At 54.6% G+C, this 24024-nt stretch carries 20 protein-coding genes; 14 read left to right on the top strand and 6 right to left on the bottom strand.

Going from position 1 to position 24024, the window contains the following annotated elements; all coding sequences use genetic code 11:
• Positions 1–121: 121 nt before the first annotated feature.
• From csrD to tldD, 8 genes are all read left to right on the top strand, one after another.
• Positions 122–2059 (top strand): RNase E specificity factor CsrD, encoded by a 1938-nt coding sequence (gene csrD / locus BN2591_RS06385; RefSeq protein WP_086870018.1) that lies wholly within the window; start codon positions 122–124, stop codon positions 2057–2059.
• Positions 2060–2363: 304 nt separating this feature from the next.
• Positions 2364–3407: a rod shape-determining protein MreB gene (gene mreB, locus BN2591_RS06390; RefSeq protein WP_006818047.1), complete on the top strand. Its 1044-nt coding sequence runs from the start codon at positions 2364–2366 to the stop codon at positions 3405–3407.
• A gap of 64 nt (positions 3408–3471) precedes the next feature.
• Positions 3472–4470 (top strand): rod shape-determining protein MreC, encoded by a 999-nt coding sequence (gene mreC / locus BN2591_RS06395; RefSeq protein ID WP_017457289.1) that lies wholly within the window; start codon positions 3472–3474, stop codon positions 4468–4470.
• Positions 4470–4958: a rod shape-determining protein MreD gene (mreD, locus tag BN2591_RS06400; RefSeq protein WP_017457290.1), complete on the top strand. Its 489-nt coding sequence runs from the start codon at positions 4470–4472 to the stop codon at positions 4956–4958. Before mreC ends, mreD begins: the two co-directional genes overlap by 1 nt.
• A gap of 7 nt (positions 4959–4965) precedes the next feature.
• Positions 4966–5559, top strand: coding sequence for a Maf family protein (locus BN2591_RS06405; protein WP_086870020.1), 594 nt, complete (start codon positions 4966–4968; stop codon positions 5557–5559).
• Complete coding sequence (gene rng / locus BN2591_RS06410; protein WP_017457292.1) at positions 5549–7018, top strand: ribonuclease G; 1470 nt, start codon at positions 5549–5551, stop codon at positions 7016–7018. The genes BN2591_RS06405 and rng overlap by 11 nt, the downstream gene beginning before the upstream one ends.
• 55 nt (positions 7019–7073) lie before the next feature.
• On the top strand, positions 7074–10883 hold the full coding sequence (gene yhdP / locus BN2591_RS06415; RefSeq protein ID WP_086870023.1) for an AsmA2 domain-containing protein YhdP: 3810 nt from the start codon (positions 7074–7076) through the stop codon (positions 10881–10883).
• 83 nt (positions 10884–10966) lie between these two features.
• Positions 10967–12412 carry a metalloprotease TldD gene (gene tldD / locus BN2591_RS06420; protein WP_044489503.1) on the top strand — a complete coding sequence of 482 codons (1446 nt, stop codon included), beginning with the start codon at positions 10967–10969 and terminating at the stop codon, positions 12410–12412.
• A 39-nt stretch (positions 12413–12451) separates the two neighbouring features.
• On the opposite strand, the gene aaeR is transcribed toward tldD, so the two are convergent.
• The gene (gene aaeR / locus BN2591_RS06425) at positions 12452–13375 is read right to left on the bottom strand and encodes an HTH-type transcriptional activator AaeR (RefSeq protein WP_017457295.1); all 924 of its coding nucleotides are present in this window, start codon (positions 13373–13375) and stop codon (positions 12452–12454) included.
• 178 nt (positions 13376–13553) lie between these two features.
• Here aaeR and aaeX point away from each other — a divergent pair, with 178 nt between their 5' ends.
• From aaeX to BN2591_RS06450, 5 genes are all read left to right on the top strand, one after another.
• Positions 13554–13757, top strand: a complete 204-nt coding sequence (gene aaeX / locus BN2591_RS06430) for a p-hydroxybenzoic acid efflux pump operon protein AaeX (protein WP_061492969.1) — start codon at positions 13554–13556, stop codon at positions 13755–13757.
• Positions 13758–13764: 7 nt separating this feature from the next.
• Positions 13765–14697, top strand: a complete 933-nt coding sequence (gene aaeA / locus BN2591_RS06435) for a p-hydroxybenzoic acid efflux pump subunit AaeA (RefSeq protein ID WP_086870025.1) — start codon at positions 13765–13767, stop codon at positions 14695–14697.
• A gap of 5 nt (positions 14698–14702) precedes the next feature.
• A complete protein-coding gene (gene aaeB / locus BN2591_RS06440; protein WP_086870027.1) occupies positions 14703–16670 on the top strand; it encodes a p-hydroxybenzoic acid efflux pump subunit AaeB in 1968 nt (655 codons plus the stop codon).
• Positions 16671–16752: 82 nt separating this feature from the next.
• Positions 16753–18207: an NAD-dependent succinate-semialdehyde dehydrogenase gene (locus BN2591_RS06445; RefSeq protein WP_086870029.1), complete on the top strand. Its 1455-nt coding sequence runs from the start codon at positions 16753–16755 to the stop codon at positions 18205–18207.
• 45 nt (positions 18208–18252) lie between these two features.
• Complete coding sequence (locus BN2591_RS06450) at positions 18253–18522, top strand: barstar family protein (protein WP_017457300.1); 270 nt, start codon at positions 18253–18255, stop codon at positions 18520–18522.
• Between the two features lie 61 nt (positions 18523–18583).
• On the opposite strand, the gene yhcN (BN2591_RS06455) is transcribed toward BN2591_RS06450, so the two are convergent.
• From yhcN (BN2591_RS06455) to argR, 3 genes are all read right to left on the bottom strand, one after another.
• Complete coding sequence (yhcN, locus tag BN2591_RS06455; RefSeq protein ID WP_086870032.1) at positions 18584–18847, bottom strand: peroxide/acid stress response protein YhcN; 264 nt, start codon at positions 18845–18847, stop codon at positions 18584–18586.
• Positions 18848–18948: 101 nt separating this feature from the next.
• The gene (yhcN, locus tag BN2591_RS06460; protein ID WP_086870034.1) at positions 18949–19212 is read right to left on the bottom strand and encodes a peroxide/acid stress response protein YhcN; all 264 of its coding nucleotides are present in this window, start codon (positions 19210–19212) and stop codon (positions 18949–18951) included.
• A 381-nt stretch (positions 19213–19593) separates the two neighbouring features.
• Positions 19594–20064, bottom strand: a complete 471-nt coding sequence (argR, locus tag BN2591_RS06465) for a transcriptional regulator ArgR (RefSeq protein WP_017457303.1) — start codon at positions 20062–20064, stop codon at positions 19594–19596.
• Between the two features lie 409 nt (positions 20065–20473).
• Here argR and mdh point away from each other — a divergent pair, with 409 nt between their 5' ends.
• Positions 20474–21412, top strand: coding sequence for a malate dehydrogenase (gene mdh / locus BN2591_RS06470; protein ID WP_086870036.1), 939 nt, complete (start codon positions 20474–20476; stop codon positions 21410–21412).
• A 65-nt stretch (positions 21413–21477) separates the two neighbouring features.
• Here mdh and degS read toward each other — a convergent pair whose 3' ends face one another.
• Both degS and degQ read right to left on the bottom strand, forming a co-directional pair.
• Complete coding sequence (gene degS / locus BN2591_RS06475) at positions 21478–22545, bottom strand: outer membrane-stress sensor serine endopeptidase DegS (protein WP_017457305.1); 1068 nt, start codon at positions 22543–22545, stop codon at positions 21478–21480.
• Positions 22546–22637: 92 nt separating this feature from the next.
• Positions 22638–24014 (bottom strand): serine endoprotease DegQ, encoded by a 1377-nt coding sequence (degQ, locus tag BN2591_RS06480; protein ID WP_086870038.1) that lies wholly within the window; start codon positions 24012–24014, stop codon positions 22638–22640.
• Positions 24015–24024: the final 10 nt, after the last annotated feature.

Genomic DNA, 24024 nt, shown 5'->3' on the forward strand with positions numbered 1-24024 from the left:
TTTCCCCGCCGCCTGCACGCTATCCCGGGACGCGGGTAGACATCAAAGTTAGTACTTACTTCAATGACGTAACCCTGAGCGGTATCGTTTCGTTCTTTATACAAGCGGAGTTAACACAAGGATGCGATTAACGACGAAATTTTCAGCTTTTGTGACGCTACTGACAGGGTTGGCGTTTTTCGTCACCCTGATTGGGTGCTCACTGAGCTTCTATAACGCTATTCAAAACAAGGTTGCCAATCGTGTGGAAGCGGTGGCGGCAATTATTGATACGCGCCTGGTCTCAACGCCGGTTTCCCGGCTGTTGCCGCAGCTCAATGAATTGATGGTGCCGGTAGACATTATCGAGATTCAGATTAAGCAAGGCCGGCGCACAGTGCTCAGTTATGCGCATAACGGAAGTTATCGCCCGGCGGGCAGCAACTATCAATATCGGGAACTGCATATTCCCTCCCTGAAAAATCCCGGTTTCACCTTCACGCTGGTTTACCAGGATCCCATGGCGAATTACTTTCGTTCGCTGTTAACTACCGCGCCGCTGACGGTGGCGATCGGTTTTATGATCGTGATCCTCTTTCTCTCCGTTCGCTGGTTACGGCGACAGCTTTCCGGGCAGGAACTGCTGGAGACGCGCGCGACGCGGATCCTCAACGGCGAGCGTGGGCCACAGGTTCGCGGCAGCATCTATGAGTGGCCATCCCGCACCAGTAGTGCGCTGGATGTGTTGCTGACCGATATCCAGTTTGCCAGCGATCAACGTAGCCGCATGGATACGCTTATTCGCTCCTACGCCGCGCAGGACAAGCGGACTGGCCTGAATAACCGCCTGTTTTTTGATAATCAGCTCGCCACGCTGCTGGAAGATCAGGAAAAGGTGGGCTCGCACGGCGTAGTGATGATGATCCGTTTGCCGGACTTTGATCTGCTGCGGGATAGCGGCGGAACCACCACCGAAGAGTATCTCTTTACGCTCATTAACCTGCTTTCTACCTTTATTATGCGTTATCCCGGCGCGTTACTGGCTCGCTACCATCGCAGCGACTTCGCCGTGCTGCTGCCGCATCGCACATTAAAGGAAGCGGAGAGCATCGCCGGGCAGATCCTGAAAGCGGTGGACGGGTTACCCCCGTATAAAACGCTGACCCGCGAAGACATTATGCACATTGGTATTTGTGCCTGGCGTAGCGGGCAAGCCGGTGTGCAAGTCATGGAGCATGCCGAAGCCGCCGCGCGCAACGCGGTGTTACAGGGCGGAAACAGTTGGTCAGTGTACGACGACACATTACCGGAACAAGGGCGTGGAAATGTGCGCTGGCGAACGCTGATTGAGCAGATGCTGAGCCGCGGCGGGCCGCGCGTTTATCAGAAACCAGCGATTAACCGTGACGGCCAGGTTCATCACCGCGAGCTGATGTGTCGCATTTTCGACGGTGAACAAGAAGTGATTGCCGAAGAGTATATGCCCATGGTGCAGCAGTTTGGTCTGGCTGAAGAGTATGACCGCCTGCAGGTGACGCGTCTGATTCCCTTTATGGGTTTTTGGCCGGAAGAAAACCTCGCCATGCAAATAACCGTGGAATCATTGATCCGCCCCCGTTTTCAACGCTGGCTACGCGATATATTAATGCAGTGCGAAAAATCTCAACGTAAACGGATTATTTTTGAACTTGCTGAGGCGGATGTTTGTCAACATATCAGCCGGTTACAGTCGGTGGTGCGTTTAATCAACGCATTAGGCGCCCGCGTAGTGGTCAATCAGGCGGGTCTGACGTTGGTGAGCACCAGTTGGATTAAAGCGTTGGATGTTGAGTTATTAAAGCTGCATCCGGGGCTGGTCAGGAACATTGAAAAGCGCACCGAAAACCAGCTTCTGGTGCAGAGCCTCGTGGAAGCGTGCAAAGGCACGCGAACGCGAGTTTTCGCAACCGGCGTTCGCTCTCGTGGCGAATGGCAGACGCTGGTGGAACGGGGTGTTGCGGGTGGGCAGGGCGATTTTGTCGCGGCTTCCCAACCGCTCGATACCAATGTGAAAAAATATTCGCAAAGATACTCGGTTTGAACTGCTGTTTAAGTCGTTTTCACGTAGAATAACGCGCGCTGCCATGTTTGGGGGTGTGCGTGCCTGCCCGCCGGATTATCGCAGTGAACAAAGCCGGTTTGTCCTTATGAAAAACTGCAAACGCAACAGGCTGGAAGATGGGTTTATTTACTTCCAGGCAGATTCATGTCGTTTTGCAACAAAGGAAACAAACTGCACTAATTTTCACCGTAGCAGATGATTCTTATGCCTTGTCGCTGCTACGTGTGGTTGGTAAAGTAAGCGGATTTTGTTTCCGCCCCAGCTTTCAGGATTATCCCTTAGTATGTTGAAAAAATTTCGTGGCATGTTTTCCAATGACCTGTCCATTGACCTGGGTACCGCGAATACCCTGATTTATGTAAAAGGACAAGGCATCGTATTGAATGAGCCTTCCGTGGTGGCCATTCGCCAGGATCGTGCCGGTTCACCGAAAAGTGTAGCCGCAGTCGGTCATGAAGCGAAACAGATGCTTGGCCGTACGCCGGGCAATATCGCGGCCATCCGCCCGATGAAAGACGGCGTCATCGCCGACTTCTTCGTGACCGAAAAAATGCTTCAGCACTTTATCAAACAAGTGCACAGCAACAGCTTTATGCGTCCGAGTCCGCGCGTTCTGGTTTGTGTGCCGGTTGGCGCCACTCAGGTTGAACGCCGCGCAATTCGTGAATCCGCACAGGGTGCTGGTGCTCGTGAAGTATTCCTGATTGAAGAGCCGATGGCGGCCGCAATCGGCGCTGGCTTACCGGTTTCTGAAGCGACCGGTTCAATGGTGGTGGATATCGGTGGTGGTACCACTGAAGTTGCCGTTATCTCCCTGAACGGCGTGGTGTACTCCTCTTCTGTTCGTATCGGCGGTGACCGCTTCGATGAAGCGATCATTAATTACGTTCGTCGTAACTACGGCTCCCTGATTGGTGAAGCGACCGCTGAGCGTATCAAACACGAAATTGGCTCTGCTTACCCGGGCGATGAAGTGCGTGAAATCGAAGTGCGTGGCCGTAACTTGGCTGAAGGTGTTCCGCGTGGCTTCACGCTGAATTCTAACGAAATTCTGGAAGCGCTGCAGGAACCGCTGACCGGCATCGTGAGCGCCGTTATGGTTGCGCTGGAACAGTGCCCGCCAGAACTGGCTTCTGATATCTCCGAGCGCGGTATGGTATTGACCGGTGGTGGCGCGCTGCTGCGCAACCTTGACCGCCTGTTGATGGAAGAAACGGGTATTCCAGTTGTAGTTGCAGAAGATCCCTTGACTTGCGTAGCGCGCGGCGGCGGCAAGGCGCTGGAAATGATCGACATGCACGGCGGCGACTTGTTCAGCGAAGAATAGTCCGCGTCAGATGCGAAGCGGATAGTCGCTTCGCATCTGTCTGGCCTGAGAATACGCAAAGCCTATGAAGCCAATTTTTAGCCGTGGCCCGTCACTGCAGATTCGCCTTTTCCTGGCGGTTGTGGTGGCGCTCGGAGTCATTATTGCCGACAGCCGCCTCGGTACGTTCAGTCAAATCAGAACGTACATGGATACTGCCGTCAGCCCTTTCTATTTTATTTCCAATGGTCCCCGCGAATTATTAGATAACGTTTCCCAAACGTTGGCCTCGCGTGACCAGCTTGAGCTTGAAAACCGGGCATTGCGTCAGGAACTGCTGCTAAAAAACAGTGAGCTGCTGATGTTAGGGCAGTACAAGCAGGAGAATGCGCGCCTGCGTGAACTGCTGGGCTCGCCGCTGCGTCAGGATGAGCAGAAAATGGTGACCCAGGTGATCTCGACGGTTAACGATCCTTACAGCGACCAGGTGGTTATCGACAAAGGCAGCGCGAACGGCGTGTATGAAGGCCAGCCGGTGATCAGCGATAAAGGCGTTGTCGGCCAGGTGGTTGCGGTAGCGAAACTGACCAGCCGCGTACTGTTGATTTGCGATGCCACACACGCGCTGCCGATTCAGGTGCTGCGTAACGATATCCGCGTGATTGCCGCCGGTAACGGCTGCACAGACGATCTGCAACTCGAACATTTACCGGCGAATACGGATATTCGTGTTGGGGATGTGCTGGTGACGTCAGGTCTGGGCGGGCGTTTCCCGGAAGGATATCCGGTTGCGGTGGTCTCGTCGGTAAAACTGGATACGCAGCGGGCTTACACCGTGATTCAGGCGCGTCCAACCGCGGGCCTGCAACGTTTGCGTTATCTGCTGCTGCTGTGGGGCGCGGATCGTAACGGCACTAACCCAAGAACACCGGAAGATGTGCATCGTGTGGCGAACGAACGTCTGCTGCAAATGATGCCGCAAGTCCTTCCTTCTCCTGATGCGATGGGGCCGCCTGCGCCAATGCCCGCTCCGGCGACTGGCATTACGCAGCCGCCGCCGCAAGTCTCTCCGGGAGGGCAATAGTGGCAAGTTATCGTAGCCAGGGGCGCTGGGTTATCTGGCTCTCGTTTTTAATTGCACTGTTGCTTCAAATCATGCCCTGGCCGGATGAGATCATCGTCTACCGGCCAAACTGGGTGTTGCTCATTTTGCTTTACTGGATCCTCGCGCTGCCGCACCGCGTAAATGTTGGCACGGGTTTCGCGATGGGTGCCATACTGGATCTGATTAGCGGATCCACCCTCGGTGTACGCGCGCTGTCGTTAAGTATCGTCGCCTATCTGGTCGCACTGAAATTTCAGTTGTTCCGTAATCTGGCGCTCTGGCAACAGGCGCTGGTGGTGATGCTGTTGTCGCTGGCGACAGAAGTGATTGTCTTCTGGGCAGAGTTTCTGGTGATTAACGTTTCATTTAAACCAGAGATTTTCTGGAGCAGCCTGGTGAATGGCGTGCTCTGGCCGTGGCTCTTCCTGTTAATGCGTAAGATCCGTCAGCAGTTTGCGGTGCAATAAGGCTTTTATGACAGATATCTGGCTTGCTTCCGGTTCTCCTCGTCGCCAGGAGTTGCTCACACAACTGGGCGTCACTTTCACGCGTATTGTTCCGGGTATTGAGGAACAGCGTCAGGTGCAGGAGAGCGCCCGCCAGTATGTGTTACGCCTCGCGCGAGAAAAAGCGCAGGCCGGTGTGGCGATGGCCACAAGCGATCTGCCTGTGCTGGGCGCGGACACGATCGTTATATTTAATGGTGAAGTGCTTGAAAAACCAAAAGACTCCTCGCATGCTGCCAGTATGTTGCGCCTGCTTTCCGGGCAAACACATCAGGTAATGACGGCGGTTGCGCTGGCGGATAGCCAGCATGTGCTCGATTGTCTGGTGGAAACTGAAGTGACTTTCAGAGTGTTATCGGAAAAGGATATCGCCGATTACGTCGCCAGCGGGGAGCCGCTGGATAAAGCCGGTGCTTATGGCATTCAGGGGCTGGGTGGCTGTTTCGTGAGAAAAATAAACGGTAGTTATCATGCCGTTGTGGGTTTACCGCTGGTGGAAACCTGGGAATTGCTGAGCAATTTTAACGCACTGCGCGAGGGAAAAGATAATCATGACGGCTGAATTGTTGGTCAACGTTACTCCATCGGAAACACGCGTCGCTTATATTGACGGCGGCATCCTGCAGGAAATTCACATCGAGCGCGAAGCACGGCGCGGGATAGTAGGCAATATCTACAAAGGTCGGGTCAGCCGGGTTCTGCCGGGCATGCAGGCGGCTTTTGTAGATATTGGTCTGGAAAAGGCGGCGTTTCTTCACGCCTCCGACATTATGCCGCACACCGAATGCGTTGCCGGGGAAGAGCAAAAAAACTTCACCGTGCGCGACATCTCCGAACTGGTCCGTCAGGGGCAGGATTTAATGGTGCAGGTGGTAAAAGATCCGCTGGGTACTAAAGGCGCGCGCCTGACCACGGATATCACGCTGCCATCCCGTTACCTGGTCTTTATGCCGGGCGCTTCGCATGTCGGCGTTTCCCAGCGTATCGAGAGTGAAGCCGAGCGCGAACGCCTCAAACAGGTTGTTGCGGCGTATTGCGACGAGCAGGGCGGTTTTATCATTCGCACTGCGGCTGAAGGCGTGTGCGAAGAGGATCTTGCCTCCGATGCGGCGTACCTCAAGCGCGTCTGGACGAAGGTGATGGAGCGTAAAAAGCGCCAACAAAGCCGCTGCAAACTGTACGGCGAACTGGCGCTGGCGCAGCGTGTGCTGCGCGATTTCGCCGACGCTCACCTGGATCGTATCCGTGTAGACTCGCGTCTGACGTTTGAAGCGCTGCTGGAGTTCACGGCGGAATACATCCCGGAGATGACCAGCAAGCTCGAACACTACAGCGGTCGCCAGCCGATTTTCGATCTTTACGATGTGGAGAACGAAATTCAGCGCGCGCTGGAGCGCAAAGTGGAGCTGAAGTCCGGCGGCTATCTGATCATCGATCAAACCGAAGCGATGACCACCGTTGATATCAACACCGGTGCGTTTGTCGGCCATCGCAATCTCGACGACACCATCTTCAACACCAATATTGAAGCCACGCAGGCCATTGCACGCCAGCTGCGCTTACGCAATCTGGGCGGTATTATCATCATCGATTTTATCGATATGAATAATGACGATCACCGCCGTCGCGTGCTGCACTCGCTGGAGCAAGCGTTGAGCAAAGATCGGGTCAAGACCAGCATTAACGGTTTCTCCCAGTTGGGTCTGGTCGAGATGACGCGCAAACGCACGCGCGAAAGCGTGGAACATGTCCTCTGCAATGAATGCCCCACCTGTCATGGCCGCGGCACCGTTAAAACGGTGGAAACTGTGTGCTATGAAATCATGCGCGAGATCGTTCGCGTGCATCATGCCTATGATTCCGATCGTTTCCTGGTTTACGCTTCCCCGGCGGTGGCGGAAGCCCTGAAAGGTGAAGAGTCGCACGCGCTGGCGGAGGTGGAAATCTTCGTTGGTAAGCAGGTAAAAGTGCAAATCGAGCCGCTCTATAATCAGGAGCAGTTTGACGTCGTAATGATGTAATTCGCAGCGTGCTGCGACACGAGCGAGTCTGGGTTTGGATGACAAGGAGAGAGGCGTGAGGCGACTGCCGGGGATATTGCTGCTTACAGGCGCGACGCTGATTGTTATCGCGGCGCTGCTGGTAAGTGGGCTGCGCCTTGTTCTGCCACATCTGGATAGCTGGCGCGGGCAAATCCTGGCGCAAATCACCGCGCAAACCGGCGTTTCCGTCTCGGCCAGCCAGATACAGGCGCGCTGGGAGAATTTCGGCCCTGAACTGGATGTGCGCGACATTAGCGCGACGCTGCCCGATGGCGGCGACCTGTCGGTCAAACGCGTGACGCTGGCGCTCGATGTCTGGCAAAGCCTGCTGCACATGCGCTGGCAGTTCCGCAATCTCACCTTTTACCAGCTGGTCGCGCACAGTAATACCCCGCTACAACGCAATGACACCGGCGAACCGATCACCACAGATCGCATCAGCGATCTGTTTTTGCGCCAGTTCGATCACTTTGACCTGCGCGACAGTCGCATCAGCTTCTTAACGCTCTCCGGACAACGCGCAGAGCTGGCTATCCCGCAACTTACCTGGCTTAACGGCAGCGATCGTCACCGTGCGGAAGGGCAAGTCAGCCTGTCGAGCCTCACCGGTCAGCACGGCATTATGCAGGTGCGCATGGATCTGCGTGACGACAACGGGCTGTTGAACAATGGGCGGGTGTGGTTGCAGGCGGACGACATTGATGTCAAACCCTGGCTCGCCAAATGGATGCAGGATAAGGTCGCGCTGGATACCGCGCGCTTTAGCCTTGAAGGCTGGATGACATTAAGCAAAGGCGTTGTGGAAAGCGGCGACGTATGGCTGAAAAAAGGCGGTGCCAGCTGGCAGGGCAATAATACGCAGCACCGCATGACGGTGGATAACCTGACCGCACATGTCTCTCGTCAGCAGCAGGGCTGGCAGTTTGATGTACCGGTAACGCGTATCGCAATTGATGATCATCCCTGGCCGCAGGGCGCGCTGAGTTTTGCCTGGGTTCCGGCGCAGGAAGTGGGCGGTGCCAGCAGCGTGCGCAGCGATGAACTGCGCGTTCGTGCCAGTAACCTTGAGCTCAGTGGCTTAGAGGGGCTGCTGCCGATTGCGCAGAAAATCTCCCCGGAACTATACGACATCTGGCATACCATGCAGCCTCGCGGCAAGCTGGAACAGCTGGCGCTGGATATCCCCTTGCAGGCGACAGAAAAAACGCGCTTCCACGCGCAGTGGCAGGATATTGCCTGGCAACAGTGGGAATTGCTGCCCGGTGTTGAACACCTCAGTGGAACGCTTGCCGGTAGCCTGGAAAATGGGCGCTTAACTGCCGATATCGCACAGGCGAAGATGCCGTATAAGACGGTATTCCCCGAACCGCTGGAGATTGAAAAAGGCGTTGCCACGCTGAACTGGCAGAATAACGAACACGGCTTCCAGCTGGACGGGCGCAATATCGACGTTCAGGCGAATGCCCTGCGTGCGCGCGGTGATTTCCGTTATCTCCAGCCGCAAGGTGATGAGCCCTGGTTAGGTATCCTGGCTGGCATCAATGTGACGGATGCAGGCCAGGCCTGGCGCTACTTCCCGGAAAATTTGATGGGCAAAGAGCTGGTGGCGTACCTGAGCTCGTCGATCAAAGGCGGGCAGACGCAAGATGCCACGCTGCTGTTTGGCGGTAATCCGAAGCTCTTCCCGTTTAAGCACAATGAAGGCCAGTTTGAAGTCGCGGTGCCGCTGCGCAACGCGACCTTTGCTTTCCAGCCGGACTGGCCGGCGCTGCAAAACCTCGATATCGATCTCGACTTTCTCAACGACGGCTTGTGGATGAAAAGCAGTAAAGTGGCGCTGGGCGGTGTCACAGCCAGCAATCTGACTGCCAACATCCCGGATTACGTCAAAGAGAAGCTGCTGATTGATGCCGACATTAACGGTCCGGGCAAAGCCGTAGGGCTCTATTTCAAAGAGACACCGCTGCACGATACGCTGGGCAGCGCGCTGGATGAGCTGCAAATCGATGGTGATGTAAGCGCTCGCTTACATCTTGATATTCCGCTGGACGGGGCGCAGACCGTCGCCAAAGGTGATGTGGCGCTGAACAACAATAGCCTGTTTATCAAGCCGCTTAACAGCACACTGAAGAACCTCAGCGGCAAATTCAGTTTCGAGAACGGTACGCTGAAAAGCGAACCATTACAGGCAACCTGGTTTAACCAACCGGTGAACCTCGATTTCTCCACCACCGAGGGAGATAAAGCTTATCAGGTGGCGGTGAATCTCAACGGGAACTGGCAACCGGCAAAAACCGGCGTTTTACCCCCACAACTTAATGATGCGCTGCGCGGCAGCATCGCATGGAAAGGCGATGTCGGCGTAGAGTTGCCGCACCGTGGCGGTACCACTTATAAGGTCAATATTGATGGCGATCTGGGCAACCTTGCCAGCACGTTACCGCCGCCGCTGGATAAACCCGCAGGCAAAGCGCTGCCGCTGAAGGTGAAGGTAGAAGGAAACCTGCACAGTTTCGAGTTAACCGGGAATGCTGGTGGTAACAACCATTTCAATAGCCGCTGGTTGCTGAATAATAAGCTGACGCTCGATCGCGGGATCTGGACTTCGGATAGCCGAACACTACCGCCGCTGCCGGAGCAAGCCGGGCTTGAACTCAACTTGCCGGCAATGAACGGTGCGCAGTGGCTGGGCCTGTTCAGACAAGGCGTGGCAAATAATGTCAGCAGTGCAACCACCTTCCCGCAGAGCATTACGCTGCGTACGCCAGCTCTGACGCTGGGCGGGCAGCAGTGGAATAACCTCAGCATCGTTTCACAGCCGCAAGATGCAGGTTCGACCATCGAAGCGCAAGGGCGTGAAATCAGCGGTACGTTGACGATCCATGATAATGCGCCGTGGCAGGCCGCGATTCGCTACCTCTACTACAACCCGTCGAACACGGCACCGAACGATGATGACATCTCTTCTCCTTCAACGCTGTTGCGCGGTCAGACGCGAGTGGACTTTACCGGCTGGCCGGATTTGCAACTGCGCTGTGCGGAGTGCTGGCTGTGGGGGCAAAAATATGGTCGCATCGATGGCGATTTCGCCATTCAGGGCGATACGTTGACGCTGGCAAATGGCCTGGTGGACAGCGGCACTGCGCGGCTCACCGCCGACGGTGAATGGGTTAACCGTGAAGGCGCAGAACGTACCTCGCTGAAAGGCGTGCTGCGCGGCGAGAAAATTGATTCCGCAATGGGCTTCTTTGGCATACCGACGCCGGTGCGTGATTCGTCGTTTGATATTAATTATGACCTGCACTGGCGCAGCACACCGTGGCAACCGCAGGAAGAGTCACTTAATGGCATCCTGCGTACGCGTCTTGGCAAAGGCAAAATTACCGATATCAGCACCGGCCATGCCGGGCAGTTGCTACGCCTGTTCAGCGTCGATTCGCTGTGGCGTAAATTGCGTTTTGACTTCAGCGATACCTTCAGCAGTGAGGGGTTCTGGTTTGATTCCATCCGCAGCACCGCGTGGATCAAAGACGGTGTGCTGCATACCGACGATACGCTGGTGGACGGTCTGGAAGCGGATATCGCCATGAAAGGCTCGGTGAATTTGGTGCGCCGCGAGCTGGATATGGAAGCGGTTGTTGCGCCAGAAATTTCCGCGACTGTCGGTGTGGCGGCGGCCTTTGCCGTTAACCCGATTGTCGGTGCGGCGGTGTTTGCCGCCAGCAAAGTGCTGGGGCCACTGTGGAACAAAGTCTCGATTTTGCGCTACCGCATTACCGGCCCGGTTGATCAGCCGCAAATCAACGAAGTCCTGCGCCAGCCGCGTACGGACAAAAAGCAATGATTTGACGGCATCGGCGAATTGCCTCAAGCTCCTTGTATCGCACTTTTTATTGCCCGCAGTGGCGGCAACGACGAGAAAAAATGATGAGTCTTAATCTGGTAAGTGAACAACTTCTGGCAGCGAACGGCCTGAGCCATCAGGATCTGTTTGCTATTCTCGGTCAACTGACCGCGCGTCGTCTTGATTACGGCGATCTCTATTTCCAGTCGAGCTATCACGAATCCTGGGTTTTAGAAGACAGCATCATTAAAGATGGCTCTTACAATATCGACCAGGGCGTGGGCGTACGCGCCGTCAGCGGCGAGAAAACCGGTTTTGCTTATGCGGACCAAATCAGCCTGCTGGCGCTGGAACAGAGCGCGCAAGCCGCGCGTACCATCGTGCGGGAAGAGGGCGATGGCAAAGTGAAAACGCTGGGCGCGGTTGAGCATCAAAGCCTTTATACCAGCATCGATCCGTTGCAAAGCATGAGCCGTGAAGAGAAGCTCGATATTCTGCGTCGCGTGGATAAAACCGCGCGCGCGGCGGATAAACGCGTACAGGAAGTGACCGCCAGTCTGACTGGCGTTTACGAACTCATTCTGGTGGCGGCGACCGATGGCACGCTGGCGGCGGATGTTCGCCCGCTGGTGCGGCTTTCCGTGAGCGTACAGGTTGAAGACGATGGTAAACGCGAGCGCGGTTCCAGCGGCGGCGGCGGTCGTTTTGGTTATGACTGGTTCTTGCAGGATGTGGATGGCGACGTCCGCGCGGATGCGTGGGCGAAAGAAGCCGTGCGCATGGCGCTGGTCAACCTTTCTGCCGTTGCCGCGCCTGCGGGCACGCTGCCGGTGGTGCTGGGCGCGGGCTGGCCGGGCGTGCTGCTGCACGAAGCGGTTGGGCATGGGCTGGAAGGCGACTTCAATCGCCGCGGAACATCGGTATTTAGCGGTCAGATGGGGCAACTGGTGGCATCAGAGCTGTGTACCGTTGTGGACGATGGTACCATCGCCGATCGTCGCGGTTCGGTGGCGATTGATGATGAAGGAACGCCTGGCCAGTACAACGTGCTTATCGAAAATGGCGTGTTGAAAGGCTATATGCAGGACAAACTGAATGCGCGTCTGATGGGCGTTAAGCCGACAGGTAATGGGCGTCGCGAATCTTACGCGCATCTGCCGATGCCGCGTATGACCAACACCTATATGCTCGCGGGCAAATCAACACCGCAGGAGATTATCGAATCTGTCGACTACGGTATCTACGCCCCGAATTTTGGCGGCGGCCAGGTCGATATTACTTCCGGTAAATTTGTTTTCTCCACTTCTGAGGCGTACCTGATTGAAAAAGGTAAGGTCACTAAAGCGGTAAAAGGCGCAACGCTGATTGGTTCCGGTATCGAAGCGATGCAGCAAATCTCCATGGTGGGTAACGATCTGAAGCTGGATAACGGCGTGGGTGTCTGCGGCAAAGAGGGGCAGAGCCTGCCGGTGGGTGTCGGTCAACCGACGCTGAAAGTCGATAACCTGACCGTCGGTGGTACGGCTTAACGCTTTTCTCACCCTCTTCGCAAGAAGAGGGTGACTCCTTCACACGCTGCGTCCCTGCATGCCCTGATACACCTTCGCCACTTCAATAAAGTACTCCGTCAGATAGTTAATACACACCTGCACTTTTAGCGGCAGCTTATCTTTTTCGGTATAGAGCGCGTAAACCGGGCGAGGATCGGACTGGTAGCGCGGCAGCAGGATCTCAAGTTGACCGCTGTTGATCTCGTCGATCACCCACATTAATGGCACGAAGGCGATCCCGGCTCCGGCGGTCAGCCAGCGCGTGAGCGTCATCGGATCGTTAGTGACAAACCGCCCTTGTGGGATAAGCCGCGTGGCGATCCCTTCAGGTGCCACCAGCTCAAATTCGTTATCCGGACGCACGCTGTATTCCAGCCAGGAGTGGTTCACCATATCGGCTGGTTTTTCAGGAATGCCGTACTGAGCGAGGTAGCTTTTAGCCGCGCAAACCACCATTGGCATCGCGCCAAGGCGGCGGGAGAAGAGGCTGGAATCCTGCAGTGCGCCAACGCGGATCACCAGATCCAGACCGTCAGCAATCAGATCCGGCGCCGGTATCCCGGTGACGAGATTTACCGACAAACCCGGATGCTCTTTGAGCATATCGGCGGTCATTTTTGCCAGCACATTTTGCGCCATGGTTGAAGAACTGCCAATGCGCAGCGTACCGATTGGGGTGTTGTTAAAGGCGTAAAGCTGCTCGTGAACGTCCTGCACTTCATGCAGCATCCGGCGGCAGCCCTGGTAGTAAATCTTGCCCGCTTCGGTGAGGCCCAGGCTGCGCGTGCTACGGTTTAGCAGCTTTACCTGCAACTCATCTTCAAGTTTGGCGACGGTCTGGCTGATGGAGGAAACACTCATTTGTAGCTGTCGGGCGGCGGCGGTAAACGAACCTAATTCCACCACTTTGGCAAACACCGACATGCGTTTTAGTCGTTCCATTATTCACTCTGAGTTAAAAGTGATTTAGATCACATAATATAGATAACAGCATAACAGTTACGTTAATATACTATCTATTAAGAATATTCACGTCACTCTCGCCTGGCTCTCCTTGCCCTTACTCCTGCGGTGACGTTAGAACGAATTGTCACCTGCACGCACTCTAATCAAGGTCAACATGAGTCTGTTTCCCGTCATCGTGGTGTTCGGTTTGTCGTTCCCACCGATTTTTTTCGAATTAATTTTGTCACTGGCGATCTTCTGGCTGGTGCGCCGTGTGCTGGTCCCCACCGGGATCTATGACTTCGTCTGGCACCCGGCGCTGTTTAACACTGCGCTGTATTGCTGCCTTTTTTACCTGCTGTCGCGCCTGTTTGTTTGAGGTAGAAGTGAAAACACTAACAAGAAATATCTCTCGCACCGCTATCACTATGGTGCTGGTCATCCTGGCGTTCGTCGCGATTTTCCGCGCCTGGGTTTATTACACCGAATCGCCCTGGACGCGCGACGCGCGCTTTAGTGCCGACGTCGTGGCTATCGCGCCAGATGTCACTGGCCTTGTCACCGCTGTCAATGTGCATGACAACCAACTGGTGAAAGAGGGCCAGGTGCTGTTTACCATCGATCAACCGCGTTACCAAAAAGCGCTGGCGGAAGATGAAGCAGACGTTGCCTATTACGAAGCGCTGGTGGCGGAGAAACGCCGTGAAGCCGGGCGGCGTAACCAGCTGGGTGTTCAGGCCATGTCACGTGAAGAGATCGACCAGGCCAACAACACCCTGCAAACCGAGCTGCATCAATTAGCCAAAGCACAAGCAGCCCGCGATCTGGCTAAGCTGGATCTGGAGCGCACGATCATTCGTGCACCGGCCGATGGTTGGATCACGAACCTGAATGTCTACACCGGTGAGTTTATTACCCGTGGTTCCACCGCTGTGGCGCTGGTGAAACAACACACGTTCTACGTGCTGGCGTATATGGAAGAGACCAAGCTGGAAGGCGTGCGTCCCGGTTATCGCGCGGAGATCACCCCGCTTGGCAGCAATCTGGTATTAAAAGGCACGGTGGACAGCATCGCCGCAGGCGTCACGAACGCCAGCAGCAGTAATGACAGCAAAGGCATGGCGACCATCGATTCCAACCTTGAATGGGTGCGGCTGGCGCAGCGTGTGCCGGTACGTATTCGTCTCGACAAACAACCAGGCAATCTGTGGCCGGCGGGCACCACCGCGACGGTGGTGGTGACGGGAAAATCCGATCGTGATGAAAGCCAGGATTCGTTCTTTCGCAAAATGGCGCATCGCCTGCGTGAGCTGGGGTAATCGCTATGGGGCTGTTATCCATTGCCAGCCAGCATTTGCGTTTTGCTTTCAAGCTGGCCTTTGCCGTGGTACTGGCACTGTTTGTTGGCTTTCACTTTCAGCTTGAAACCCCGCGCTGGGCGGTATTAACCGCGGCGATTGTCGCGGCGGGACCCGCTTTTGCCGCCGGTGGCGAGCCTTATTCCGGGGCGATTCGCTACCGGGGAATGTTGCGTATTGTCGGCACCTTTATCGGCTGTATTGCCGGGCTGGCCATCATCATCATGCTGATCCGCACCCCGCTTCTGATGTTAATGGTGTGCTGTATTTGGGCCGGATTTTGTACCTGGGTCTCGTCGCTGGTGCGTGTTGAAAACTCTTACGCCTGGGGGCTGGCGGGTTATACCGCGTTGATTATTGTTGTCACTATTCAGACGGAACCCCTGCTGGCACCGCAATATGCCGTTGAGCGGTGCAGTGAAATCGTGGTGGGCATTCTCTGCGCCATTGTCGCCGATCTGCTCTTTTCTCCGCGCTCCGTCAAACAGGAAATTGACCGCGAGCTGGATAGCCTGCTGCTGGCCCACTATCAACTGATGCAGTTGTGTATTAAGCATGGCGATAGCGAAGAGGTGGACAACGCCTGGGCTGCGCTGGTGCGCCGTACCACTGCACTTGAAGGGATGCGCAGCAATCTGAATATTGAGTCTTCCCGTTGGGGGCGCGCAAACCGCCGTCTGAAAGCGATCAATACCCTGTCGCTGACGCTGATCACCCAGGCGTGTGAAACGTACCTGATTCAGAACACTCGCCCGGAGCTTATCACTGATACGTTTCGCGAGTTGTTTGCCGAGCCGGTCGAGAACGTGCAGGAGATGCACAAGCAATTAAAAAGAATGCGTCGGGTCATCGCCTGGACCGGTGAGCGGGAAACGCCGGTCACGATTTATAGCTGGGTGGGTGCGGCGACCCGCTATCTGCTGCTGAAACGCGGTGTTATTGGCAACGCGAAAATCAGCGCCGTTGAAGAAGAGGTTCTGCAGGGCGAAGTGGTGGTGAAAGCCGAATCAGCCGAACGTCATCATGCGATGGTTAACTTCTGGCGCACCACGCTTTCTTGCATGCTGGGCACGTTGTTCTGGCTGTGGACTGGCTGGACTTCCGGCAGCGGTTCGATGGTAATGATCGCGGTAGTCACGTCGCTGGCGATGCGTCTGCCGAACCCGAAAATGGTGGCGAAAGACTTTATCTACGGCATGTTATGGGCGCTGCCGATTGGTTCGTTCTATTACCTGGTTATCCTGCCATCGACGCAACAAAGCATGCTGCTGCTGTGTATTAGCCTTGCGGTACTGGCGTTCTTTATCGGTATTGAAGTGCAAAAACGGCGGCTGGGTTCAATGGCGACGCTGGCGGGCACCATTAATATTCTGGTGCTTGATAACCCGATGACCTTTAAATTCAGCCAGTTTTTGGATAACGCGCTGGGACAACTGGTTGGCGTGGTTCTGGCGATGGTTGTGCTTTTGCTGGTGCGCGATAACTCGCAAGCGCGTACCGGGCGCATGCTGTTGAACCAGTTTGTTTCCGCTGCCGTTTCGGCAATGACCACCAATACCGCGCGTCGCAAAGAGAACCATTTGCCTGCACTGTATCAACAGCTTTTCTTGCTGCTGAATAAATTTCCGGGTGATATCGCCAAGTTCCGCCTCGCGCTAACGTTGATTATTGCGCATCAGCGCCTGCGGGATGCACCGGTGCCAATCAATGATGATCTGTCGGCGTTTCATCGCCAGTTACGACGTACGGCGTCACAAGTAATATCGGCGGGCAGCGACACGAAACGTCGACGTTACTTCACCCAGTTGCTGGAAGAGCTGGATATCTACCAGCACAAGCTACACCACTGGAACGCACCGCCGCAGGTTACCGAGCCGGTACACCGGCTAACCGGCATGTTGCACAAATACCAACATGCGCTGACCAGCAGTTAATGCCAAACCGACGCCAAAAGCGTCGGTTTTTTTATGGCTATACTTTCTAAGAGTTTTTATAAACCGCAGATCAGGAGGACAAATGACAACGCAGTCACTGCAGGACAATGCGCTTTTTCAGACCGGCTATCTGGTTGATGGGGTCTGGAAAACGCTGGATACCACATTTGACGTTCTGAATCCGGCTACGGGTGAAACTATCGCGAAAGTTGCCAAAGCAGGCAAGAAAGAGACCGAAGAAGCCATTGCTGCCGCGACGCGCGCTTTTCCCGCATGGCGGGCGAAAACCGCGAAAGAGCGTTCGACCATTTTGTATCGCTGGTATGAGTTGATTATCGAAAACAAAAGCTGGCTGGGGCGATTGATGACCACCGAGCAGGGCAAACCATTGAAAGAAGCGGAAGGCGAAGTTGACTATGCCGCCAGCTTTATTCAGTGGTTTGCTGAGCAGGCGAAACGCGCTAACGGTGAAATTATCCCGCCCATCAAGCCCGGCTCACGCATTCTGGCGACGCGAGAGCCCATTGGCGTAGTGGCCGCGATTACGCCGTGGAATTTCCCAATGGCGATGTTGACCCGCAAGCTTGGACCCGCGCTGGCGGCAGGCTGTACCGGCGTTATTAAACCGGCAAATAACACACCGCTTAGCGCGTTTGCTTTGCTGGCGCTGGCGAAAAAAGCTGGTGTGCCGGACGGTGTGCTGAATGCCGTTGCCGGAAATACGTCTGAAATCAGCGATGCGATCATGGCCAGCCATGAAGTGCGCAAAATCTCGTTTACCGGCTCGACGGCGGTGGGGAAAACGCTGGTGCGCAACGCGGCTGAAACCATGAAAAAAGTGTCGATGGAGCTGGGAGGAAATGCGCCTTATATCGTGTTTGAGGATGCCGACATTGACGCGGCGGTGCAGGGCGCTATCGCCAATAAATTCCGTAATGCGGGGCAGGTGTGCGTCAGTGTTAACCGCTTCTATATCCATGAATCGGTCTACGAGACCTTTACGCAAAAACTGACGCAGGCTGTTAATGGATTAAAAGTGGGTAATGGTCTGGATGAGGGCGTGGTTGTCGGACCGCTTATTGAACGCGCCGCGGTGGACAAAGTGCGCGAGCATGTCGACGATGCCGTCGCCAAAGGAGCGAAAGTATTGGCCGGTGGCAAACCACACAGCCTCGGCGGAAACTTCTGGCAGCCAACGGTGCTGGGTGATTGCAGCGATGGCATGAAGCTGGCGCAGGAGGAGACGTTTGGCCCGGTAGCCGCCTGTTTCCGTTTCACCAGCGAAGAGGAGGTGGTGCAACGCGCCAACGCAACACCGTTTGGTCTGGCCGCCTATTTCTATACGCAGAACCTGCAGCGGGTATTTCGCGTTTCGCAGGCGATTGAAAGCGGCATGATCGGCATTAACGAATGTGCGGTATCAACGGAGCTGGGACCGTTTGGCGGGGTGAAAGAGTCCGGCCTTGGCCGGGAAGGTTCGGTGCTGGGGCTGGAAGAGTTTCTGGAAGTGAAAACTCTGCACCTTGGGGGGTTGTAATCATGCGGGCGGCGTCTTGCCGCCCTGTTGGGCTGATGGCGGAAAATGAATATCTACACTTTCGATTTTAAACATATCGACGATCAAAGTGCTTTCTACCGCGAGTTTAGCCGCCAGTTCGCTATTGAGCGCGAGAAAGTTCACGATCTGGATTCCCTGTGGGACACAGTGATGGATGGCGCGCTGCCTTTGCCGCTGGAAATTGAATTTATTCATCTGCCGGAAAAACAGCGCCGTCGTTTTGGCGCGTTGATTCTGCTCTTTGATGAAGCGGAAGAGGAGCTGGAAGGCGAGTTGCGTTTTAATGTGCGGTGAGTGAAGGCAAAAAAAAGCCCCTGACAGGCAGGGGCAAGTCGTCGGACAAGACGACGAGGGTTTATTTATACAGTTCAGCCGTAACGTGGGTGCTATCACCCGTACGCGCTTCAATAATACGGTAGCTGCTCGCGCCAGCCTGATCGGCTTTAGCAGAGAGCTCCTGGCGAATGTCCATCGGGACGCCCGCTCGTTGGGAAATCGAAACACTGCCCATAGATTGCAGGTTGCTGGCTTGTTCACTGTTAACTAACGTTGCGGCGCTCGCGCCGAAAGCGATCAGGGATGCAAGGCCAAGGGATGCGATGATGATATTACGTTTCATTGTCTGTCTCCTTTAGAGAGGCTCAACGGCGAGAAGGGTTGAACAGCTATTTTTGTGCCTGGTGCCGTTGAGTGACGAATTCATAGGGTTATCGGTAAAACTTATTTGTACAGCTCTGCGGTTGCGTGCCACTGGTCGCCGCTACGTGCTTCAATGATGCGGTAAGCTGACGCACCTTGTTCTTCCGCTTTTTTGCTCAGTTGCGCGTTCATGTCCATCGGTGATGCGGTTACAGAACCGATCGAAACGGTACCCAGCGACTGGCGAGATTGCGCCTGTTCCGCGTTGATGGAATCCGCCGCGAAAGCGCCAAATGACAGGGCTGAAAGGACACTCAGTGTTGCAACGGTAGATTTGATATTCATGTCTATTACCTCGTCGTATTCTTTTCTTTAAATTTTTCGGAAGGTCTTGTTTCGTGACCCTCATCACAAAATCAAGTATACACTAGTCACGCGAATAATTAATACCAAGCTAATTATAACTATGATGAATGGGAATATGATTTGCGGTTTTATATTGCTGAAATGCATAAAAAACAGCGTTCAGGTAAGAATATAGTTAACGTTAGTTAAGAAAATCATATGGATAGATGAATTTGATTTTTTGTGCGGTGGTATACGCTGGGAAAGGGAAGGGAAACCATAAATCGCACTAACTGCTAAGTTAGCAGCAGGTGAAAAGTCGAATTGTGCAGCAAAAAGCCGAACATTCCCCCGCGAGCGAAGCCGGGGGAGAGGCGCTAATTACAGTTCTTGTTCGAACAGTACCAAAATAGCTTCATAGAGATCTTTAACCGTGAAGCCTTTGGCTGGTGTGGTGAAAATCGTGTCATCCCCGGCGATAGTGCCAAGGATGCCTTCCGCTTTGCCCAGAGAGTCCAGCAGGCGCGCAATCAGCTGCGCCGCGCCGGGACTGGTGTGGATCACCACGACGGCATCATTGTAATCAATATCCAGCACCAGGTTTTTCAGCGGGCTGGAGGTGGTGGGAACCCCGAGTTCTATCGGCAGGCAGTAGACCATTTCCATTTTCGCGTTGCGCGTGCGCACCGCGCCGAATTTGGTCAGCATGCGAGAGACTTTAGACTGATTGATATTGTCGAAGCCCTCTTCCTGCAGAGCCTGAACAATTTCTCCCTGAGAACTGAATTTCTCTTCTTTAAGAAGCGCCTTAAACGCTTTAACTAATTCTTCTTGTTTTGCCGAGCTTCGCATAAGTCACCCGTAATATGGCCGTGAAAACAACATTATTATGCATATTGATGAATTTTTATGCAAATATTCTCGCGAGGGAATTTCTGAAAACTGCTGAGAAGGCGCGAAGTTTATCAAATCCTGTGATGAAGCACAGCCACATGTGTCTTACGTCGCAAATAAGATTAAAAAGTAAATTAAATGTTATAAAGTTGATGTTATTTTGGTGAATATCGCAGCTATATTATAGACTCTGAGTGTTAGTTGCTTAACTTGCCGATCTGACGGTCATATCCATCCTTATATAAGATCTTAACAGTGGGCTGCGCCGCACTATTTTGGCGCGTTTACTGTCATAATTACCAGGGTGGATTAAGGTCGCCGCAACGGAGTAACAAAATATTTAGCTAACCATAATAAGGAGTTTAGGATGAAAGTCGCAGTCCTCGGCGCGGCCGGCGGTATCGGTCAAGCGCTCGCCCTACTACTGAAAACACAACTGCCTTCAGGTTCAGAACTCTCCCTGTATGATATTGCACCTGTAACCCCTGGGGTTGCCGTTGACCTCAGCCATATTCCTACCGCTGTCACCATTAAAGGCTTCTCCGGCGATGATGCGACGCCTGCGCTGGAAGGCGCCGATGTGGTGCTGATTTCCGCAGGTGTGGCGCGTAAACCGGGTATGGATCGCTCCGACCTGTTTAACGTCAACGCCGGTATCGTGAAAAACCTGGTCGCTCAGGTGGCGAAAACCGCGCCGAAAGCCTGTATTGGCATCATCACTAACCCGGTGAATACGACAGTCGCGATTGCCGCTGAAGTGCTGAAAAAAGCCGGTGTATACGATAAGAACAAGCTGTTTGGCGTGACGACGCTGGACATCATCCGTTCCAACACCTTCGTGGCAGAGTTGAAAGGCAAACAGCCGACAGATATCGAAGTTCCGGTTATCGGTGGTCACTCTGGTGTGACAATTCTGCCGCTGCTGTCGCAGATCCCGGGTGTCACTTTCAGCGAGCAGGAAGTGGCCGATCTGACAAAACGTATTCAGAATGCCGGTACCGAAGTGGTGGAGGCGAAAGCGGGTGGCGGTTCAGCAACGCTTTCTATGGGCCAGGCCGCCGCACGTTTTGGTTTGTCGCTGGTGCGCGCGCTGCAGGGCGAGCAAGGCGTTGTTGAGTGCGCTTATGTGGAAGGTGACGGTGAGTACGCGCGTTTCTTCTCGCAGCCGCTGCTGCTGGGTAAAAACGGTATTGAAGAGCGCCATGCTATCGGTAAGCTCAGCGCGTTTGAGCAGCAGTCGCTGGAAGGCATGCTGGATACGCTGAAAAAAGATATTCAGCTTGGCGTGGATTTCGTTAACCGTTAAGCCTTGCTGTCCTGCAAGCGCAGGAAGAAAAAACCGGAGCCTGTTGCTCCGGTTTTTTATGAAACTCAGTTGGTCGCCGGGTATTCCTGAATCGTGACCTTGAAGGTGAGTTTCTTGTCGTCGCGCATGACCTCGACCGGAATTTCAGACCCTGGCCGGATTTCCGCCACTTGATCCATGGTTTCGAGGGCGGAAACAGCCGGTTTTCCGTTCACCGAGGTGATCACATCATTGACCTGAATCCCCGCGCGCGCCGCCGGGCCATCCGGCGAGACTTCGTTAACGACAATCCCCTGGATCGGGTCGATACCGCCGCCCTGGGTGTGCAACGGCGCGATCTCCCGGCCGCCAATGCCGATATAGCCACGGATCACGCGGCCATCGCGGATCAACTTATCCATGATTTTGGTCGCCAGCTGGAAAGGAATGGCGAACCCGATACCTTCCGGCGTTTCACCGTCATTACTTTTATCAAATGACAGGGTGTTGATACCCATCAGTTCGCCCAGCGAATTCACCAGCGCGCCGCCGGAGTTACCATGGTTAATGGAAGCATCGGTCTGCAAAAAGTTTTGCCGTCCGCTGGGATTCAAACCAATACGACCCGTGGCGCTGATAATCCCCTGGGTCGTTGTCTGACCAAGGTTATACGGGTTGCCGATCGCCAGTACCACATCGCCGATATGCGGTGTGCGCTTTGTGTTGATGGGGATCACCGGCAAGCCGCCGTTAGCATTAATCTTCAATACCGCAAGGTCGGTTAACGTATCCGAGCCCACCAGTAACGCTTCAAACACCCGGCCATCCTGCAGCGCGACAATGATTTGGTCCGCATCGTTAATCACGTGTTTGTTGGTGATGATATAGCCGCGTTGATCCATGATGACGCCGGAACCGAGCGTACGAATTTCGAGACGATCATGGGTGGAGCTATTCAGGCTACGGTTATAGACGTTCACGACCGCAGGCGCTGCGCGACGAACTGCCGGGTTATAGCTGGCAGGCGTTTCATCGGCGCTGTCGATTTGCGGCGTCGCGAGCGGAATGTTTTTACGCAGCGAAGGCATGGCGACGATGATCAGACCACCGACAACCAAACCGATTGCCACGGAACGTAAAAGCTTCACATACATGATGGGATAGTCATTAAAAGGAGAACGGCAGCAGCATAACATGAGTTATCCGGACATCACACGCAGGCGGTGATGTCCGGCGATAGAATTACTTAGCGCAGCAGCAGATAGATACTGTCGTTGCCCCGCACGATATGCAGCGCCATCACGGAAGGTTTCGCTTCCAGCACTTTGCGCATTTCAGCAATCGACTGTACGCGATCCCGGTTAACGCCAATGATCACATCATCTTTGTGCAGGCCAGCCTGCGCGGCGGCGCTGCCTTTTTCCACATTGCCGACGGTGATGCCTTTGGTGCCATCTTTCAGCTGACCGTCGCTCAGTTCCGCGCCTTGCAACGACGGAGAGATCAGCTCGGCGCTGGCAGAAGAGGAGGTGCTTTTATCAAGCGTCACTTCGACATCCAGTGGTTTGCCGTCGCGCAATATCCCCAACTTCACCTTCGCTCCCGGTTCTGTGGTCGCAATACGCGAACGCAGCTCGGCGAAGCTGCTCAGTGGTTTACCATTCAGGCTAACAATCACATCACCCGATTTGATCCCCGCTTTTGCCGACCCCGAATTCGGCAGCACTTCACTGACAAATGCGCCGCGCTGCACGTTCAGGTTAAAGGCTTTGGCGATATCCGCGCTCATTTCGGTGCCTTTAATACCCAACAGACCACGTTTGATTTCACCAAACTGGATTAACTGGCGGGAGAGGGTTTGCGCCATGTTACTGGGGATCGCAAAGCCGATGCCGACGCTGCCGCCGCCCGGTGCGAGTATCGCCGTGTTAATGCCGATAAGTTCGCCGTTCAGGTTGAGCAGCGCGCCGCCGGAGTTGCCACGGTTAATGGAAGCATCGGTCTGGATAAAGTTTTCCAGCCCTTCAAGGTTCAGGCCGCTGCGGCCCAGGGCAGAAACAATCCCGGATGTGGCGGTTTGACCCAGGCCGAAGGGGTTGCCGACGGCAATAACGAAATCGCCGACGCGCAGCTGATCGGAATCGGCGATGGAAATTTGTGTCAGATTGCTCGCATTTTGTAATTGCAGCAGCGCGATGTCGCTCTGGTCGTCCCCGCCAATCAATTTGGCTTCGAATTCACGCCCGTCATTCAACTGCACATTGATTTTTTGTGCCTGGTTAATCACGTGGTTATTAGTCAGCACGTAACCTTTAGCGGCATCAATAATCACCCCGGAACCCAGGCCTTCGAACGGTTGTGGTTGCTGCTGTGGTTGATCCGGCATCTCTTCGCCGAAATATTTTTTCAGTTCTTCAGGGACTTTCTGGCCTTGTACCGCCGTGCCTTCTACCTGCACGCTGACAACCGCCGGCAGAACCTTTTCCAGCACGGGCGCGAGGCTTGGTAACGCGCCCTGACCAGGGACTTGTGACGGCATTGCCGCAACGGTCTGAAAGGGTGCCGAGAGAATTAACCCGACACTTAACGCAAATGCACTCAACAGCTGGGTTTGTTTCTTCATTGATGCTGGC

The organism is Kosakonia pseudosacchari (assembly GCF_900184035.1).
GTDB lineage: Bacteria > Pseudomonadota > Gammaproteobacteria > Enterobacterales > Enterobacteriaceae > Kosakonia > Kosakonia pseudosacchari.